The following is a 15,530-nucleotide window of genomic DNA, read 5'->3' on the forward strand; positions in this document are numbered from 1 at the left end:
GAGCGTCTGCTCAGCCCAGCGGAGGACGGCGGCGCAGCTCCTTGACCGCGCGGCGCTTCTGCTCGCCCTGCACCCGGCGCACCTGCGATCCCCGGCTCGGCCGGGTGGCGCGGCGGGTCGGTCCCGGGGGAGCGAGGGCGTCGTCGAGCAGCGCGTGCACCCGGGTGAGCGCCGCCTCGCGGTTGCGCAGCTGGGACCGGTACTCCTGGGCGCTCAGGGTGAGCAGCGAACCCCGCAGCCGGCCGGCCAGTCGTTCCAGGACGCGGTCCTGCTGGGTCGGGCTGGTCCAGGGGATCCGCGCCAGGTCGACCGTCAGCTCGACCCTCGAGTCGGTGGTGTTGACCGACTGACCCCCCGGGCCGCTGGAGCGCGAGAAGCGCCACGCGAGGGCGTCGTCCGGAACGACGACACCCCCGCGCAGCACCAGTGGACCGGTCACGTCAGTCGTGCTGCCACGAGTGCCACAGCGCGGCGTAGTCGCCGCCGGCGGCGACCAGCTCGTCGTGCGGGCCGATCTCCACGATCCGGCCGCCGTCGACCACCGCCACCCGGTCCGCGTCGTGCGCGGTGTGCAGGCGGTGTGCGATGGCGACGACCGTGCGCCCGGCGAGAACGGCCGACAGCGACCGCTCGAGGTGCCGGGCCGCCCGCGGGTCGAGCAGCGAGGTCGCCTCGTCGAGCACCAGCGTGTGCGGGTCGAGGAGCACCAGCCGCGCCAGCGCGATCTGCTGCGCCTGCGCCGGGGTGAGCGCGACGCCGCCGGAGCCGACCTCGGTCTCGAGCCCCTCGGGCAGCGCCTGCACCCACTCCCAGGCGTCCACCGCACGCAGGGCACGCTCGAGCGCGGCCGCGTCGGCGTCCACCTGGGCGAGGCGAAGGTTGTCGGCCACCGACCCGACGAACACGTGGTGCTCCTGGGTGACCAGGGCGACGTGCCCGCGCAGCTCCTCGAGCGGCAGGTCGATCAGCGGCACGCCCCCGACCGTCACCGTGCCGTCCGTGGGCGGGTGGATACCGGCGAGCATCCGGCCGAGCGTCGACTTGCCGGCACCGGACGGTCCGACGACCGCCAGGCGCTCCCCGGCCGCGAGGTCGAGATCGATGCCGTGCAGCACGTTGTGACCCTCGCGGTACGCGTAGGTGAGATCCCTGGCGGCGATGTCCTCGTCGACCGGCGTGCCCTCCCGGGTCTGGCGGTCGGGCTCGACCAGCTGGACGCCGACGATCCGCGCGAGCGACGTGGCGGCCACCTGGATCTCGTCGACCCAGAAGATCAGCTCCCAGACGGGACCGGTGATCTGGTACGTGTACAGGACGATCGTCGTCACCGCGCCGACCGAGACGTGCCCCTGCGAGGCCAGGTAGCCGCCCCAGAACAGCACGGCGGCGGGGGCCAGGACGAACGTGAGGTCGATGCCCGGGAACAGGATCGTGCGCAGCCGGAGCGTCGCCTTCTCCGCCTCGAACGCCTCCGCCAGGTCGTCGTTCACCCGCTGCATGCGGCGCGCGCCGAGACGGAGGGCGTCGACCGTCCGGGCACCCTCCACGGACTCGGTGATCGTGCCGTTGAGCACCGCGTACGCCGCGGACTCGCGCTGGTACGCCGGGGTCGCGCGCTTGAGGTACCAGCGCACGATGAACAGCAGCGTCGGGACGCCGAGGAACATCGCCAGCGAGACCACCGGCGAGAGCACGAGGCACGCGACGATCGTCAGCGAGATGGTGACGACCGCGACGATCACGCGCGGCACGCCGAAGCGGACCGCGTGCTGCAGCTTGTTGACGTCGTTGGTGGTGCGCGCCACGAGGTCGCCCGTACCCGCGCGCTCCACAGTGGACAGCGGCAGGGCCGTAACCTTCTCGATGAACTCCTCGCGCAGCTCCGCGAAGACCTCCTCGCCGAAGATCATCGACGAACGCTGGGCGAACCGGATGAGGACCGTCTGGGCCAGCACGGCTGCCGCACCGATGGCGATGAGCGTGTTGACGTACCCGACGGTGGTGCCGTCGGTCACGGCGTCGATGAGCATGCCCAGCAGCCACGGGCCGGCCAGCCCCGCGGTGGCGGCCAGCGTGTGCAGGACCGCGATCAGCGTCAGCGGCCGGTGGTGCTTGCGGAACAGCAGGCCGGCGTAGGCGCGGACCGTCGCCGAGTCGGCGATGGGGAGCTTCATGACTGACCTCCTCTGTTCTCTCCTGCCGTGCCCGCGGACTGCGCGGCCATCAGCTCCTGGTACAGGCGCTCGTCGTCCTCGAGCGCCTCGACCGTGCGGTTCTCCAGCGACTCCTCGTCCATGTTCCGCCCGACGACGGCCCGGTAGGCGCGGGCCACCTCGAGGTCGCCGGCGCCGTGCACGAGCAGCGCGTCGTGCGTGCCGCGGGCGACGACGACGCCGTCCTGCACGAACGCGACCTCGTCGACGTGGTCCAGCACCAGCGGGCTGGCCGTCACGACGAGCGTGGTCCGGCCGCGCCGGACGTCCGCCAGCCGTGCCGCGATCCGCGCCTCCGTGTGGGCGTCGACCGCGCTGGTCGGCTCGACGAGCACGAGGATCTCGGGGTCGATGAGGAGCGCCCGCGCGAGGGCGACTCGCTGCCGCTGCCCGCCGGACAGCGAGCGGCCCTTCTCGGGCAGCTCACCGGCGAGCCCGTCGGGCACCGAGTCGAGCACGTCCTGCGCGTCGGCCGTGCCGATCACGCGCAGCAGGTCGTCCTCGGAGGCGTCGCCGCGCACGTCGAGCTCCTGGGCCAGGAGTCCGGAGAACAGGTGCGGCGTCGCCTCCGCGACGACGATGCGTTGGCGGACGACGTCCTTGTCCAGCTCGGACAGGAGCACGCCACCCAGGCGCACGGGGGTGTCCTTCTCGGCCTCGTCGTCGAACCGGCCGAGCCGGGTCGCGATGCGCGCGGTCTCGTCGGGGTCGACGCTCACCAGCGCGACCACCCGGCCGGCCGCGAGGTCCAGGCCGCTGACCTCGTCGACCAGCGACGAGTGCGATCCCGGCGCGGCGGCCGTCCCGCCGGTCGCTCCCGTGGCGGGGACGACCTGGAGCACCTTGACCACCTTGCCGGCGCCGATGTGCGCGCGCGTCGCGGCCTGCAGCATCTGCGTGGCGTTCTGCACGGGCCACGACAGGAACGCCGCGAAGCCGTACGTGGACACGAGCTGACCGGGCGTGATGGTGCCGGCCAGCGCCATGTGCGCGCCGAGCCAGATGAGCGTGATGACGAACGCGCCGGGCAGCAGCACCTGCAGCGCGTCCAGGATCGACTGCGTCTTGGCGACCTCGACCCCGCGGCGCCGCGTCTCCTGCGACTGCGCGCGGTAGCGGCCGGTGAAGACCTCCTCGCCGCCGATGCCGCGCAGGATGCGCAGCCCCGAGACGGTGTCCGAGCCGAGCGTGGTCAGTCGGCCCGACGCCTCGCGCTGAGCCGCCTGCCGTCGGGAGAGCGGCTTGACCAGCAGGCCGAGGATCGCGGCGACCGTGGGCAGGCCGAGCACCACCACGAGTCCGAGCGGGACGGACACGCGCAGCATGAGCACCGCGACGATGCCGTACGCGACGAGGCTGCCGAGGAAGTGCGCGGCCATCGCGAAGACCTCGCCGATGCGCAGCGCGTCGTTGGCCACCGCGGAGACGACCTCGCCCGTCGGGAGCTCCTTGGTGATCGTGTGGCCGGAGCGGGCGACGGTCCTGCCGACCAGCTGCGACGAGGTGAAGGCCGCGCGGAGCCAGTTGTTGACGTCGTACCGGTGCCCGATGGCGGACGCCGTGATGATCACGGCACCGAGCGCCAGGAGCGTGCCGCACGCCCGCCACAGGTCGGGGCCGAAGCCGCTGTCCAGACCGTCGTCGATCGCGCGACCGACCACGTACGGGGTGAACGCCTGGCACGCGAACATGGTGATGCCGAGGCCGACCGCCGTCAGGAGGATGCCCCACTGCCGGCGCGCGAGCCACCAGAGCAGCGCGACGGGCCCGCTCAGAGGCGGGGTACCGGGATCGTCGAGGGGGAGGGAACGCACGAGGAGCCACGTTACGTGCGGGTACTGACATCGATCGAACCGTTTTCCGTGACGTCGGACGCAGGACGGACCTCCCCTGCGCGCCGACTACCCTGAGGGCGTGACGCAGACGCCTGACCTGGCCGCCACCACCCACCGCCCCGTGCTCGTCGTCGACTTCGGCGCGCAGTACGCGCAGCTCATCGCGCGGCGCGTGCGCGAGGCCAACGTGTACTCCGAGATCGTGCCGCACACGGCGTCGGTCGCGGACCTGCTGGCCAAGGACCCGGCGGCGATCATCCTGTCGGGCGGCCCCTCGTCGGTGTACGCGACCGGTGCGCCGTTCGTCGATCCCGCCCTGTTCGAGGCGGGCGTCCCCGTGCTCGGCATCTGCTACGGATTCCAGGCCATGGCGGCGGCGCTCGGCGGGACGGTCGCCCAGACCGGCCAGCGTGAGTACGGCGGGACGGCCGTCGAGGTCACGTCCGCCGGCACGGTGCTGTCCGGCAGCCCGGACTCGCAGACGGTGTGGATGAGCCACGGCGACGCGGTGCACGCCGCGCCCGAGGGGTTCGAGGTGCTCGCCACGTCGGCGGGCAGCCCGGTCGCCGCGTTCGAGGACCGCGCCCGTCGCCTGTACGGCGTGCAGTGGCACCCCGAGGTCAAGCACTCGCCGCTCGGCCAGAAGGCGCTCGAGAACTTCCTGTACGAGGGCGCCGGCCTGGTCCCCGACTGGAACGCCGGGAACGTCGTCGCGGAGCAGGTGGAGAGGATCCGCGCGCAGGTCGGCGACGCGCGGGTCATCTGCGGGCTCTCCGGCGGCGTGGACTCCTCGGTGGCCGCGGCACTCGTGCAGAAGGCCGTCGGCAGCCAGCTGACCTGCGTGTTCGTCGACCACGGCCTGCTGCGGTCCGGCGAGGCCGAGCAGGTGGAGAAGGATTTCGTCGCCGCCACGGGCGTGCAGCTCAAGGTGGTCGACGCCCGCGAGCGGTTCCTGCACGCGCTCGCCGGGCACACCGACCCCGAGACCAAGCGCAAGATCATCGGCCGCGAGTTCATCCGGGTGTTCGAGCAGGCGGCGCGAGAGATCATCGAGGGCTCAGCGGAGGCCGGCGAGGGCGAGGAGGTCAAGTTCCTCGTCCAGGGCACCCTCTACCCGGACGTGGTCGAGTCCGGCGGTGGCGAGGGCGCGGCGAACATCAAGTCGCACCACAACGTGGGCGGGCTGCCCGACGACCTGCAGTTCGAGCTGGTCGAGCCGCTGCGCACCCTGTTCAAGGACGAGGTCCGTGCGGTCGGCCTGGAGCTGGGGGTGCCCGAGGGCATCGTCTGGCGCCAGCCGTTCCCCGGACCCGGGCTGGGCATCCGCATCATCGGCGAGGTGACCGCCGAGCGCCTCGACATCCTGCGCGCGGCCGACGTCATCGCCCGCGAGGAGCTGACCCGCGCGGGACTGGACCGCGACATCTGGCAGTGCCCGGTCGTGCTGCTCGCGGACGTGCGCTCGGTGGGCGTGCAGGGCGACGGCCGGACCTACGGGCACCCGGTCGTGCTGCGGCCGGTGTCGTCGGAGGACGCGATGACCGCCGACTGGACCCGCCTGCCCTACGACGTCCTGGCGACGATCTCGACCCGGATCACCAACGAGGTGCCCGAGGTCAACCGCGTCGTCCTCGACGTGACGAGCAAGCCGCCGGGCACGATCGAGTGGGAGTGACTGGGAGTGACACAGTGACCGAGACCCCGACCACGACGAACGTGGACCCCTGGGTGCGCAAGGCCGCAGGGGCGACGAAGCGCTACCGCGTGCTCGCGTGGATCACCGGCACCATGCTGCTGCTGCTCTGCGTCGAGCTGGTCCTCAAGTACGTGTTCCACGCGAGCGGGGTGGACGCCTCCGGCACGCCGAACCCGGTCATCGGCTCCTGGATCGCGTACGCGCACGGGTGGATCTACGTCGTCTACCTGGTCACGGTCTTCGACCTCTGGTCGAAGATGCGCTGGCGGCTCGGGCGGCTCGCGACGATGGCCGCGGCCGGCGTCGTGCCGGTCATGTCGTTCATCCTCGAGCGCAAGGTGCACGCGCAGGCGCTCGCCCGCATCGAGGCCGCCGGTGGCGCACGCGGGTGACATGTCCTGTGTCGTGGTCAGTCGTCCGGTTCGCGCCGTTACGGTGAGCGCGTGCTGATCGTCCACGTCTCCGACTGCTACGCACCGCGCACCGGGGGGATCGAGTCGCAGGTGGGTGACCTCGCCGCGCGGCAGGTCGCCGCCGGGCACGAGGTGCACGTCCTGACGGCCACGCTCGGCGTCGGCGGCGAGCGCGGGGGTGTCGTCGACCTGGAGCACGGGGTCCGCGTGCACCGGCTCGGTGCACGGCTCCCGTTCGACCTCCCCGTGAACCCCGTCGGCCCGCGACTGGTCCGCGAGGCCTACGCCGCCCTGCGTCCCGACGTCGTGCACGTGCACGCCGGGGTGCTGTCCCCGTTCGCGTACGACGGTGCCCGGATCGCCCTCGACGCCGGTCTGCCGACGGCGATCACGTGGCACTGCATGCTCGACGGCGTGGTCGGTGCCCTGCGGACCGCAGTGGGTCGGACGCACTGGCAGCGGACGCCCGCCGCGCTGAGCGCCGTCAGCCACGCCGCGGCCGCCCGTGTGCGCGAGGTGTTCGGTACCGAGGTGTCGGTGATGCCGAACGGGATCGACCTCGACCTCTGGGCCCCCAGGAGCTTCTCCGAGGGGCGGGGGCGCCCCGGCGAGCACGGGCCGCTGCGGCTGGTGTCGACGATGCGCCTCGCACCGCGCAAGCGGGCGGTGCCGCTGGTCGAGCTGGTCGGCCAGGCCGCGCGTCGGCTGCCGCCCGATCGGTTGCGCCTGTCGATCATCGGGTCCGGGCCGGCCCAGGGCCGGGTCGCGTCGGCGGTGGCGGGGCAGGGGCTGCAGCACGTCGTGGACCTGCGCGGTCGGCTGACCCGGCCCCAGGTCCGCAGCGCCTACACCGACGCCGACGTGTTCCTCGCCCCGGCGGAGCTCGAGGCGTTCGGCATCGCCGCGCTCGAGGCCCGCACGGCCGGGCTGGCGATCGTCGCCCGGCGCGGCACGGGGATCGAGGAGTTCGTCGAGGACGGTGTGGACGGCCTCCTGGTCGCCGACGACGCCGAGATGACCGAGGCGATCGTGCAGCTCGCGCGAGACGGCCGCCTGCTCGAGGGCATGCTCTCGCACAACCGCGCGGTGCGGCCCCGGTTCGGGTGGGACGACGTGCTGGCCGCCGCGGACGGCGAGTACGCGAGGGCACGCGCGGCGAAATCTCCCACTTCGTCACCCGCCCCTCACTAGAGTCGGTCTCGTTGGACGGTTCTGTCAGGGGCCGCACGGCACACCTGCCCGTCCTCTGGGGGTTCAGAGAGGGAGACATGACGACGACGACGGGACAACCGAGGTCGGTCCGCGTGCTCGGGCTGCTGACCATCATCTTCGGGATCATCTTCATCATCGCGGGTGGCATCACGTGGGGCGCCGTCGCCAGCAACCTGGCGGCCGAGCAGATCACGGTGTCCGAGGACGCGCAGGCGTTCGGCGGCCAGCTGGTCGACACCCCGTGGGAGGCCTGGTTCCAGGCCGACATCATCAACACCCACGCACTCGAGGCCACCGACGGCCAGACCTACGCGCAGCTGGACCAGGACGACGAGCGCCGCGGCACGGTCATGACGGCCTCGTTCCTGCGCGCCTCGTTGTTCACGTCGGTCGTGGCGTTCGGCGTCGCGCTGCTCGTGGTCGGCATCGGCGTCGTGTTCATCCTCATCGGGTGGGCGCTGCGCAAGGTCGGCACCACCACCTACTCCGACACCTCCGTCAGCGGGACCCCGGACCCGGTGGTCTGACGCCCCCGGACGTGCGACGGCCGGGCGGAGGTCTCTCCGCCCGGCCGTCGCCGTCTGCCCGTCTGCTCAGCGCCGGGCGTTGCGTGCTCCGCTCACGATCGAGCCGACCAGCAGCGCGGTCCCGGCGACCGCGAGGAGCACGATCATCGCGAGCTGGAGGTCGATCTCGACCCCCGCCGCCCACGCGAGCAGGCCGACGCCGATCGCGGCGATGACCAGGCCCCAGACGACGGTCCCGACCCGCAGGCGGCGGCGGGGCGGGTCGACGGGTGCGGGCTCGGACGGCGCGACCTCCGCGACGAACGGGTCCGGGCTGCTGGACGGCACGTCGGCCGGCGCGGGGCGCTCCGACGGGGAGTACAGCGCGCCGATCGGGGACGTCTCCGGGCCGGGCTCGGGCGACCCGAACGGTGCCGGCTGCGTGACGGGCAGCGGCGTCGTCTCGTCGAGCGCGAGCACGGGGTGCTCGTCGTCAGCGGTCTCCTCGACCGGGAGGACGGCGGTGTCGTCGGCGGCGGGCTCCGGGTCGGAGACCGGCAGGGCGAGCGTCTCGTCGTCGTCGCGGGGGGTCTTGTCGGTGGACATCAGTTCTCCTCGATGATCGAGACGTCGCCGGCGCCGATCTGCACCTGCAGGGCGAGCTGCGGGCCGTCGGGGCCGACGTCGTCGGTCGTGAAGGTGCGGGGGTTGAGGCCGACACCGTCGACGCTCCTGCTCTGGCCGTCGACGTCCCAGCGCACCGTGCCGGCGCCGGCCTCGACGTCGGCGGTCACGCTCGCGTCGGCGGGCACGATGACGGTCAGGTCACCGGCGGCGAGCGAGATCGGGACCTCGAGCGTCTCCGAGGTCAGGGTCACCTCGGTGAGGTCGATGGTGGCGTCGCCGAACCCCATGGAGAAGCCGTCCGCGGCCTCGGAGCGGTCGGTGACCACCGCGACGCCGTCGGCCGCGAAGTCGTGCCGCGCGTCCGAGGACCAGTTCCACGTCGTGTTCTGGACGGCGCCGAGGGGCACGGCGGCGATGATGCCGACGACCGCCAGCCCGCCGAGCGCGCCGCTGGTGCGGCCGCGCAGACCGGACACGATGATGCCGAGACCGGCCAGGACGATGCCGATACCCAGCGCGGTGAGCGCGACGGGTCCGGTGAAGTCGCCCGAGCGCTCGGCCATCAGCAGCAGAGCGAGGGCCAGCAGGCTGAGCGCGACGACCACACCGACCGTGCCGACGCCGGCGCCGGGGGTGCGCGGACGCTGGGGGCGCGGGGGCCGCGGGGGACGCGGCGGCTGCACGGGTCGGGGAGCAGGAGCGGGAACAGGAGCCGGCTGCGGTGCGGCGTAGGACGTCCAGGCAGGGGCAGGTGCCGGGGGGACGCCGTAGGCGGACGTCGTCGGCGGGGTGTCCGTGACCGGCGTGGCGTACGTGCTCGCGGCGGGGTAGCTCGCGGCGGGGTAGCTCGCTGCGGGGTAGCTCCCTGCGGGGGCGGGCGGCACGTACGGCGTGAACGGCGGCGCCGGGGGGCGCGGCTGGGACGACTTCTGGTTGGCGACGACCGCGATCAGCGTGACGATCCCGCCGATGAACGCGAGCCACAGGATGCCCTGGACCCATCCGGGCGGACCCCAGAAGAAGAACCAGCTGTCGCCGCGGTTGATGCCGACGATGACGAAGGCGAGGGCGCCGAGCAGCGCGATGTCGAACCGGCCGAGGATCATCTCCTCGAGGTGGATTCGACCGTCGCGTCGCTCGGGCAGCAGCGCCCAGGCGACGCCGTACGCCACCAGGCCGAGGCCGCCCAGCAGGAGCGTCGCGACGAAGATGCCGCGGACCAGCAGGGGGTCGATCCCGAAGCGGTCGCCGATGCCGCCGCTGACGCCGCCGATCCAGCGGTCGTCGGCGCGGGTGATGCCGAGGCGGCGCACCCCGGCGAAGAAGCTGTTCGAGTGCTGCGCGGGGGCCGGGTCCGGTGCCGGGGCGGCCGGTGCCGGCTCCGGGCCGGCGGGGGTGGTCGTGTCCATGACTCGATCCTGCTCGCCCGGACGCGCGCCCGGCATCGGGTGGTCCCCTGAGCGCACCCTGATCCTGGGTCCGCGAACCCCTGAACCGACCCCGGACGCGACCCCGGAAGGCCTCGCGGCGTGTGACGATCGGACCGTGCACCCGACCACGCCCGTTCTCGCGCCGACGCGCCGGCTGCCGCTGCGTCGTCCCGCGCGCGGGCGGTGGTTCGGTGGTGTAGCCCTCGGCCTGTCTGCGCATCTCGACCTGCCGGTCGGGCTGGTGCGGTTGGCGTTCGTCGTGCTCACCCCCGTCGCAGGCGTCGGCCCTCTGCTGTACGTGTTCTGGTGGCTCGCGGTCCCGGCGGGCGACCCCGCCGCGGCTGCGCAGGACATCCGCCCGAGCGCGCTGAGCCGTCTTGCCCGTCGGCAGGCCGTCATCGAGCCCGGTCGGCGCATCCCCGTGACGGACATCGCCATCGGCGCGGTGCTGGTGATCGCGGCCGCGTTGCTGATCGCGGTCCGGTCCGGGGCCGACGTGGACGCGGACTGGCTCCTGCCCGCCCTGATCGTCCTCTCGGGGCTGTGGCTGGCGTGGAGCCAGCTCGACGAGCTGCAGCGCGGGCGCCTGCGGGACCGGGCCGGCGGGCGGACTCCCGTGAGCCTCCTGCGGGTCGCCGGCGGGATCCTGCTCGCGGGCGTCGGCGTGCTCCTGTTCGTCGGCCTCGCGTCCGGGGAGGGCGTCGACACGGCGACCCTCGCGCAGTCGATCGTCGCGGCGCTCGTGATGCTCGGCGGCGTGGCCCTGGTGCTCACGCCCTGGTGGCTGCGGCTGGTGCGGGAGCTCGGCGACGAGCGGGCCGCCCGCGCGCGCGAGTCGGAGCGCGCGGACATCGCCGCCCACCTGCACGACTCCGTGCTCCAGACGCTGGCCCTGATCCGCTCGCGGGCCGACGATTCCGCGGAGGTCGCCCGCATGGCGCGTGCGCAGGAGCGCGAGCTGCGCGAGTGGCTCTACGACGACCGCCCGGCGCCGGGCACCTCGGTGGCGGCGGCGCTGCGGGGGATCATCGCCGAGGTGGAGGACTCGCGCTCGGGTCCGACCGGCGACCCCGTGGCCGTCGAGTCGGTGGTGGTCGGGGACCGGGTCCCCGACGCCGACACCGAGGCGCTGCTGCAGGCGACGCGCGAGGCGCTGGTCAACGCGGTGGTGCACGGGCGGCCGCCGGTGTCGCTCTACCTCGAGGTGGGTGCGACCGAGGTCGAGGTGTTCGTCCGCGACCACGGCGACGGGTTCGACCTCGACGAGGTGGGCACCGACCGGTTCGGGGTGCGGGAGTCGATCATCGGGCGGGTGCGTCGTCGTGGCGGCGCCGCCACCGTCACCAGCAGCCCCGAGCGCGGGACCGAGGTGCACCTGGTGGTGCCGATCCGGGTGTCGGACGAACAGGGAGTGCAGTCATGAGCGAGCCAGTCGACGTGGTGCTGGTGGACGACCACCACATGTTCCGGACCGGCGTGAAGGCGTCGCTCGACGCCGGCGTGCGGGTGATCGGCGAGGCGGACACGGTCGACGAGGCGATCCGGCTGGTGCGCGAGCTGAAGCCCCCGGTCGTGCTGCTCGACGTGCACCTGCCCGGCGGCGATGGGGGAGGCGGCGCCGAGGTGATCAAGGCGTGCACCGACCTGCTGGGCCAGACCCGGTTCCTCGCCCTGTCGGTGTCCGACGCCTCCGAGGACGTGGTCGCGGTCATCCGCGCCGGCGCCCGCGGGTACGTCACCAAGGCGATCGACGGCACCGACCTGTCCGACGCGGTCCGCCGCGTGGCCGGCGGGGACGCCGTGTTCTCGCCGCGGCTGGCAGGGTTCGTGCTCGACGCGTTCGGCGCGGCCGCGGGCGACATCGCGATCGGAGACGACGAGCTGGACCGGCTCTCCGCCCGCGAGCGCGAGGTCATGCGGCTCATCGCGCGCGGGTACTCCTACCGCGAGGTGGCGTCCGAGCTGTTCATCTCGATCAAGACCGTCGAGACCCACGTCTCGGCGGTCCTGCGCAAGCTCCAGCTGTCCAGCCGCCACGAGCTGACGCGCTGGGCGGCGGCACGACGGCTGCTGTAGCCCGGGGAGCCCTAGGCTCCTGCGGGTGAAGCAACGCGTCGCGGCCTACGCCATCGTCGTCGAGTCCGGGCGGGTGCTGCTCCCGCACTGGTTGGAGGGGCCAATCTCGGGGTGGACCCTTCCCGGCGGCGGCATCGACCCGGGGGAAGACCCTGCCGACGCCGCCGTGCGGGAGGTGTACGAGGAGACCGGGTACCACGTGGTGCTCGACGAGCTGCTAGGCATCGACTCGATCGTCATCCCGGCCGCCACGCGTCTCGACCCCACCGAGGGAGACCTCCACGGGTTGCGGATCATCTACCGCGCCCACGTCGTCGGCGGTGAGCTGCGCGACGAGGCCGACGGCAGCACCGACACCGCGGCGTGGTTCGACCTGGCCGAGGTGGCGGGGCTCGACCGGGTCGAGCTGGTCGACATCGGCCTGCGGCTGGCCGGGCACTAGAGGGATCCGTACCAGGCCTGCAGGTACGCGTCCGAGCGGGCCGAGCCGAGGATCCCCGGGGACATCCGATTCATCACGTAGGCGAACGTGAGCCCGCGGTCGACGTCGTTGACGACGAGCGAGCCGCCCCAGCCACCCCAGAACGCCACGCGTCCCTCGGGGATGTACGGAGTGCTCGCCGGGTGGGACACCGCGTAGCCGAGACCGAACCGCAGGGGCACGCCGAGCACGAGGTCGACGTTGTCGGTGTGCTGCGCGAACACCAGGTCGACGGTCGCGGGGGAGAGCAGCCCGCCCCCGCCGTTCGTGAGCACCGACTGGACCGTCGCCACCGAGCGCGCGTTGCCGTGGCCCCCGGCGCCCCCGATCCCGGCGGCCTTCCACTCCCGGGTCCAGGTGATCGAGGCGTCGAGCACCGGCCCGGTCAGCGTGCGGCGCGCGGGGGAGTCCGGTGGCAGCTGCGTGAGGTCGATCTGCGAGGGCGGCGGCGGGACGACGTGGCTGACGCGCACGTCCTGTGCTGGCGGCAGGCCGAGCCAGAAGTCGGCGCCCAGCGGCTCCGCGATCTCGGCGCGGAAGAACTCGCCGAGCGGCCGGCCCGTGACGCGCAGGACGAGCTCGCCCACCAGGTGCCCGTAGTCGAGCAGGTGGTAGCCGGACAGCGTGCCGGGCGGCCACCACGGCGCCTGGGCGGCGAGCCGGGCGGTCGCGGCGGGGACGTCGAGGATGTCCTCGCCGGTGACCGGCTGGTCCCAGCCCGAGACGCCCGAGGTGTGGTTGAGCACGTGCCTGACCAGCACGCCCTCCTTGCCTGCCGCCTTGAACTCGGGCCAGTAGGCGCCGACCGGCTCGTCCGGGTCGAGCAGCCCTCGGTCGACGAGCAGCAGCGCGCACAGGGATGCCATGGTCTTGGAGATCGACCACACGTTGGTCAGCGTGTCCGCCGTCCACGGCGTCGTCCGCGCGGGGTCCGCCCAGCCGCCCCAGAGGTCGAGCACGAGCGTGCCCCGCTCGACGACGGCGACGCTCGCGCCGAGCTCCGCGCCCGCGTCGAGGTGCTGCTGGAACGAGGCGCGCAGTGCGGAGAACCGCTCGTCGGCGAAGCCCTGGACCGGCGTGCTCGTCATCGAGCCCTCCTGCGTCGGCGGATCGTGTGTACTCTGACCTGCAACATACCGCGCGGTCGGTATGGCGACAACGTCGTCGACTCCGGAGGTGCACGTGCAGATCGTGGGCGCGGTGCTGGAACGGGCGGGCTCCCCGGCTCCGTTCGCGACCTCCCGGCCGTTCACCGTCGGCGCCCTGGAGCTGGACGGCCCCGGACCCGGTGAGCTGCTGGTCCGCATCGAGGCCGCGGGCGTCTGCCACTCGGACCTGTCGGTCGTCGACGGCAACCGGGCCCGGCCCACGCCGATGCTGCTCGGGCACGAGGCCGCGGGGATCGTCGCGGAGCTGGGCCCCGGCGTCGACGACCTGGCCACGGGTGACCGCGTCGTCATGACCTTCCTCCCGCGCTGCGGAGGCTGCCCCGAGTGCGCGACCGACGGGCGCCTGCCGTGCCGGGTCGGCAGCGCGGCGAACGGGCGGGGCTCGCTGGTGGGCGACGGCATGCGGCTGCACCGCGGCGGCGAGCCGATCCACCACCACCTGGGTGTGTCCGCGTTCGCCAGCCACGCGGTGGTCAGCCGCACGTCCGTCGTGCGGGTCGATCCCGACGTGCCGCCCGAGGTCGCGGCCCTGCTCGGCTGCGCGGTGCTCACCGGCGGGGGAGCGGTGGTCAACGCCGGCCGACCGCGGCAGGGTGACACCGTGATGGTCGTGGGGCTCGGAGGCGTGGGGATGGCTGCGCTGCTGGTCGCGGTCGCGCTCGGGTTCGACGTCATCGGGGTCGACGCGGTCGCGGACAAGCTGGAGGCCGCGCGCGCCAATGGGGCGGCCGCGACGTACTCGCCGCAGGACCTGCCCGTCCGAGCACCCGTGGTCATCGAGGCCGCCGGGAACGCCCGAGCGTTCGAGACGGCCGTCGCCGCGACGGCGCCGGGCGGGACGACGGTGACGGTCGGCCTGCCCGCTCCCGGCGCTCGCGCGTCCGTCAGCCCGCTCACCCTCACCTCCGAGGCCCGGACCGTCGTCGGCAGCTACCTCGGCTCCGCCGTCCCGGCCCGCGACATCCCGCTCTACGTCGACCTCTGGCGCTCGGGTCGGCTCCCGCTCGAGCGCCTGGTCTCCTCGCGCATCACGCTGCACGACCTCGACGTCGCCATGGACCGCCTCGCGGCCGGTGGCGAGCTCCGCCAGCTCATCGTTCTCGACGAAAGGACCCCCTCGTGACACGCACTGCCCTGGTGACCGGCGCCGCCCGCGGCATCGGCGCCGCGACCGCCCTCCGGCTCGCCGCCGACGGCTTCCAGGTGGCCGTCCTCGACCTGCGCGAGGAGGACTGCGCGGGCACCGTCGACGCGATCCGCGCTGCCGGGGGTTCCGCGATCGGCCTCGGTGCCGACGTCGGCCTGACGCAGGACGCCGTCTCCGCCGTCGCGCGCGTGGCCGACGAGCTCGGGGCGCCCACCGTCCTGGTCAACAACGCCGGCATCCTGCGCGACAACCTCCTGTTCAAGATGACCGAGGCCGACTGGGACTCCGTCATCTCGGTGCACCTGCGCGGCGCGTTCCTCATGAGCCGCGAGGTCCAGAAGCACCAGGTGGCCGCCGGCTGGGGGCGGATCGTCAACCTGTCCAGCACGTCGGCGCTGGGCAACCGAGGGCAGGCCAACTACGCGACCGCCAAGTCGGGGCTGCAGGGGTTCACCAAGACGCTGGCCATCGAGCTGGGCAGGTTCGGGGTCACCGTGAACTCGGTGGCCCCCGGGTTCATCGCCACCGACATGCTGCGGCAGACCGCCGAGCGGCTCGGCATCACGTTCGAGCAGTTCCTCGACGGGGCGGCCAAGGAGATCCCGGTCGGGCGCGTGGGCCAGCCCGACGACATCGCGAACGCCGTCTCGTTCTTCTGCTCGGAGGCAGCGAGCTTCGTCAACGGGCAGGTCCTCTACGTGGCCGGCGGGCCGAAGGCGTGATCG

General features: G+C 73.4%; 15 protein-coding genes. 9 read left to right on the forward strand and 6 right to left on the reverse strand.

Annotated features, from left to right (window positions below; all coding sequences use genetic code 11):
- Positions 1-10: 10 nt before the first annotated feature.
- Genes arfB through AC1DXT_RS11370 form a run of 3 tightly spaced genes read right to left on the reverse strand, consistent with a single transcriptional unit; the run spans position 11 to position 4,027 of the window.
- The gene (arfB, locus tag AC1DXT_RS11360; protein WP_477061419.1) at positions 11-439 is read right to left on the reverse strand and encodes an alternative ribosome rescue aminoacyl-tRNA hydrolase ArfB; all 429 of its coding nucleotides are present in this window, start codon (positions 437-439) and stop codon (positions 11-13) included.
- Between the two features lies 1 nt (position 440).
- Positions 441-2,174: an ABC transporter ATP-binding protein gene (locus AC1DXT_RS11365; protein WP_477061420.1), complete on the reverse strand. Its 1,734-nt coding sequence runs from the start codon at positions 2,172-2,174 to the stop codon at positions 441-443.
- Positions 2,171-4,027, reverse strand: coding sequence for an ABC transporter ATP-binding protein (locus AC1DXT_RS11370; protein ID WP_477061421.1), 1,857 nt, complete (start codon positions 4,025-4,027; stop codon positions 2,171-2,173). The genes AC1DXT_RS11365 and AC1DXT_RS11370 overlap by 4 nt, the downstream gene beginning before the upstream one ends.
- A 100-nt stretch (positions 4,028-4,127) precedes the next feature.
- Between AC1DXT_RS11370 and guaA the strand changes: the two genes are divergently transcribed.
- The 4 genes from guaA (at position 4,128) to AC1DXT_RS11390 (ending at position 7,896) form a co-directional block, all read left to right on the forward strand.
- Complete coding sequence (gene guaA / locus AC1DXT_RS11375) at positions 4,128-5,723, forward strand: glutamine-hydrolyzing GMP synthase (RefSeq protein WP_477061422.1); 1,596 nt, start codon at positions 4,128-4,130, stop codon at positions 5,721-5,723.
- A gap of 14 nt (positions 5,724-5,737) precedes the next feature.
- A complete protein-coding gene (locus AC1DXT_RS11380) occupies positions 5,738-6,136 on the forward strand; it encodes a DUF3817 domain-containing protein (protein WP_477061423.1) in 399 nt (132 codons plus the stop codon).
- 51 nt (positions 6,137-6,187) lie between these two features.
- A complete protein-coding gene (locus AC1DXT_RS11385; protein ID WP_477061424.1) occupies positions 6,188-7,348 on the forward strand; it encodes a glycosyltransferase family 4 protein in 1,161 nt (386 codons plus the stop codon).
- A 77-nt stretch (positions 7,349-7,425) separates the two neighbouring features.
- Entirely contained in the window at positions 7,426-7,896 is a 471-nt protein-coding gene (locus AC1DXT_RS11390) for an aromatic ring-opening dioxygenase LigA (RefSeq protein WP_477061425.1), read from the forward strand.
- A 66-nt stretch (positions 7,897-7,962) separates the two neighbouring features.
- Here AC1DXT_RS11390 and AC1DXT_RS11395 read toward each other — a convergent pair whose 3' ends face one another.
- Positions 7,963-8,481, reverse strand: a complete 519-nt coding sequence (locus AC1DXT_RS11395) for a hypothetical protein (protein ID WP_477061426.1) — start codon at positions 8,479-8,481, stop codon at positions 7,963-7,965.
- Positions 8,481-9,911, reverse strand: coding sequence for a PspC domain-containing protein (locus tag AC1DXT_RS11400; protein ID WP_477061427.1), 1,431 nt, complete (start codon positions 9,909-9,911; stop codon positions 8,481-8,483). Before AC1DXT_RS11400 ends, AC1DXT_RS11395 begins: the two co-directional genes overlap by 1 nt.
- Before the next feature lie 136 nt (positions 9,912-10,047).
- Between AC1DXT_RS11400 and AC1DXT_RS11405 the strand changes: the two genes are divergently transcribed.
- Genes AC1DXT_RS11405 through AC1DXT_RS11415 form a run of 3 tightly spaced genes read left to right on the forward strand, consistent with a single transcriptional unit; the run spans position 10,048 to position 12,450 of the window.
- Positions 10,048-11,355, forward strand: a complete 1,308-nt coding sequence (locus tag AC1DXT_RS11405) for an ATP-binding protein (RefSeq protein ID WP_477061428.1) — start codon at positions 10,048-10,050, stop codon at positions 11,353-11,355.
- Positions 11,352-12,008, forward strand: coding sequence for a LuxR C-terminal-related transcriptional regulator (locus AC1DXT_RS11410; protein WP_477061429.1), 657 nt, complete (start codon positions 11,352-11,354; stop codon positions 12,006-12,008). The genes AC1DXT_RS11405 and AC1DXT_RS11410 overlap by 4 nt, the downstream gene beginning before the upstream one ends.
- A gap of 25 nt (positions 12,009-12,033) precedes the next feature.
- On the forward strand, positions 12,034-12,450 hold the full coding sequence (locus AC1DXT_RS11415) for an NUDIX hydrolase (RefSeq protein ID WP_477061430.1): 417 nt from the start codon (positions 12,034-12,036) through the stop codon (positions 12,448-12,450).
- On the opposite strand, the gene AC1DXT_RS11420 is transcribed toward AC1DXT_RS11415, so the two are convergent.
- Positions 12,447-13,577: a serine hydrolase domain-containing protein gene (locus AC1DXT_RS11420; protein ID WP_477061431.1), complete on the reverse strand. Its 1,131-nt coding sequence runs from the start codon at positions 13,575-13,577 to the stop codon at positions 12,447-12,449. The genes AC1DXT_RS11415 and AC1DXT_RS11420 overlap by 4 nt on opposite strands.
- Positions 13,578-13,671: 94 nt before the next feature.
- Between AC1DXT_RS11420 and AC1DXT_RS11425 the strand changes: the two genes are divergently transcribed.
- Together AC1DXT_RS11425 and AC1DXT_RS11430 are read left to right on the forward strand one after the other, a co-directional pair.
- Positions 13,672-14,781 (forward strand): alcohol dehydrogenase catalytic domain-containing protein, encoded by a 1,110-nt coding sequence (locus AC1DXT_RS11425; RefSeq protein WP_477061637.1) that lies wholly within the window; start codon positions 13,672-13,674, stop codon positions 14,779-14,781.
- Positions 14,778-15,527 (forward strand): SDR family oxidoreductase, encoded by a 750-nt coding sequence (locus AC1DXT_RS11430; protein WP_477061432.1) that lies wholly within the window; start codon positions 14,778-14,780, stop codon positions 15,525-15,527. The genes AC1DXT_RS11425 and AC1DXT_RS11430 overlap by 4 nt, the downstream gene beginning before the upstream one ends.
- Positions 15,528-15,530 lie beyond the last annotated feature (3 nt).

The organism is Cellulomonas sp. P1_G12_2, from assembly GCF_056405535.1.

Coding starts and splice junctions, on each gene's coding strand:
- AC1DXT_RS11365 (WP_477061420.1), bottom strand. CDS start 2,174: ATGAAGCTCCCCATCGCCGACTCGGCGACGGTCCGCGCCTACGCCGGC.
- AC1DXT_RS11390 (WP_477061425.1), top strand. CDS start 7,426: ATGACGACGACGACGGGACAACCGAGGTCGGTCCGCGTGCTCGGGCTG.
- AC1DXT_RS11395 (WP_477061426.1), bottom strand. CDS start 8,481: ATGTCCACCGACAAGACCCCCCGCGACGACGACGAGACGCTCGCCCTG.
- AC1DXT_RS11400 (WP_477061427.1), bottom strand. CDS start 9,911: ATGGACACGACCACCCCCGCCGGCCCGGAGCCGGCACCGGCCGCCCCG.
- AC1DXT_RS11410 (WP_477061429.1), top strand. CDS start 11,352: ATGAGCGAGCCAGTCGACGTGGTGCTGGTGGACGACCACCACATGTTC.
- AC1DXT_RS11420 (WP_477061431.1), bottom strand. CDS start 13,577: ATGACGAGCACGCCGGTCCAGGGCTTCGCCGACGAGCGGTTCTCCGCA.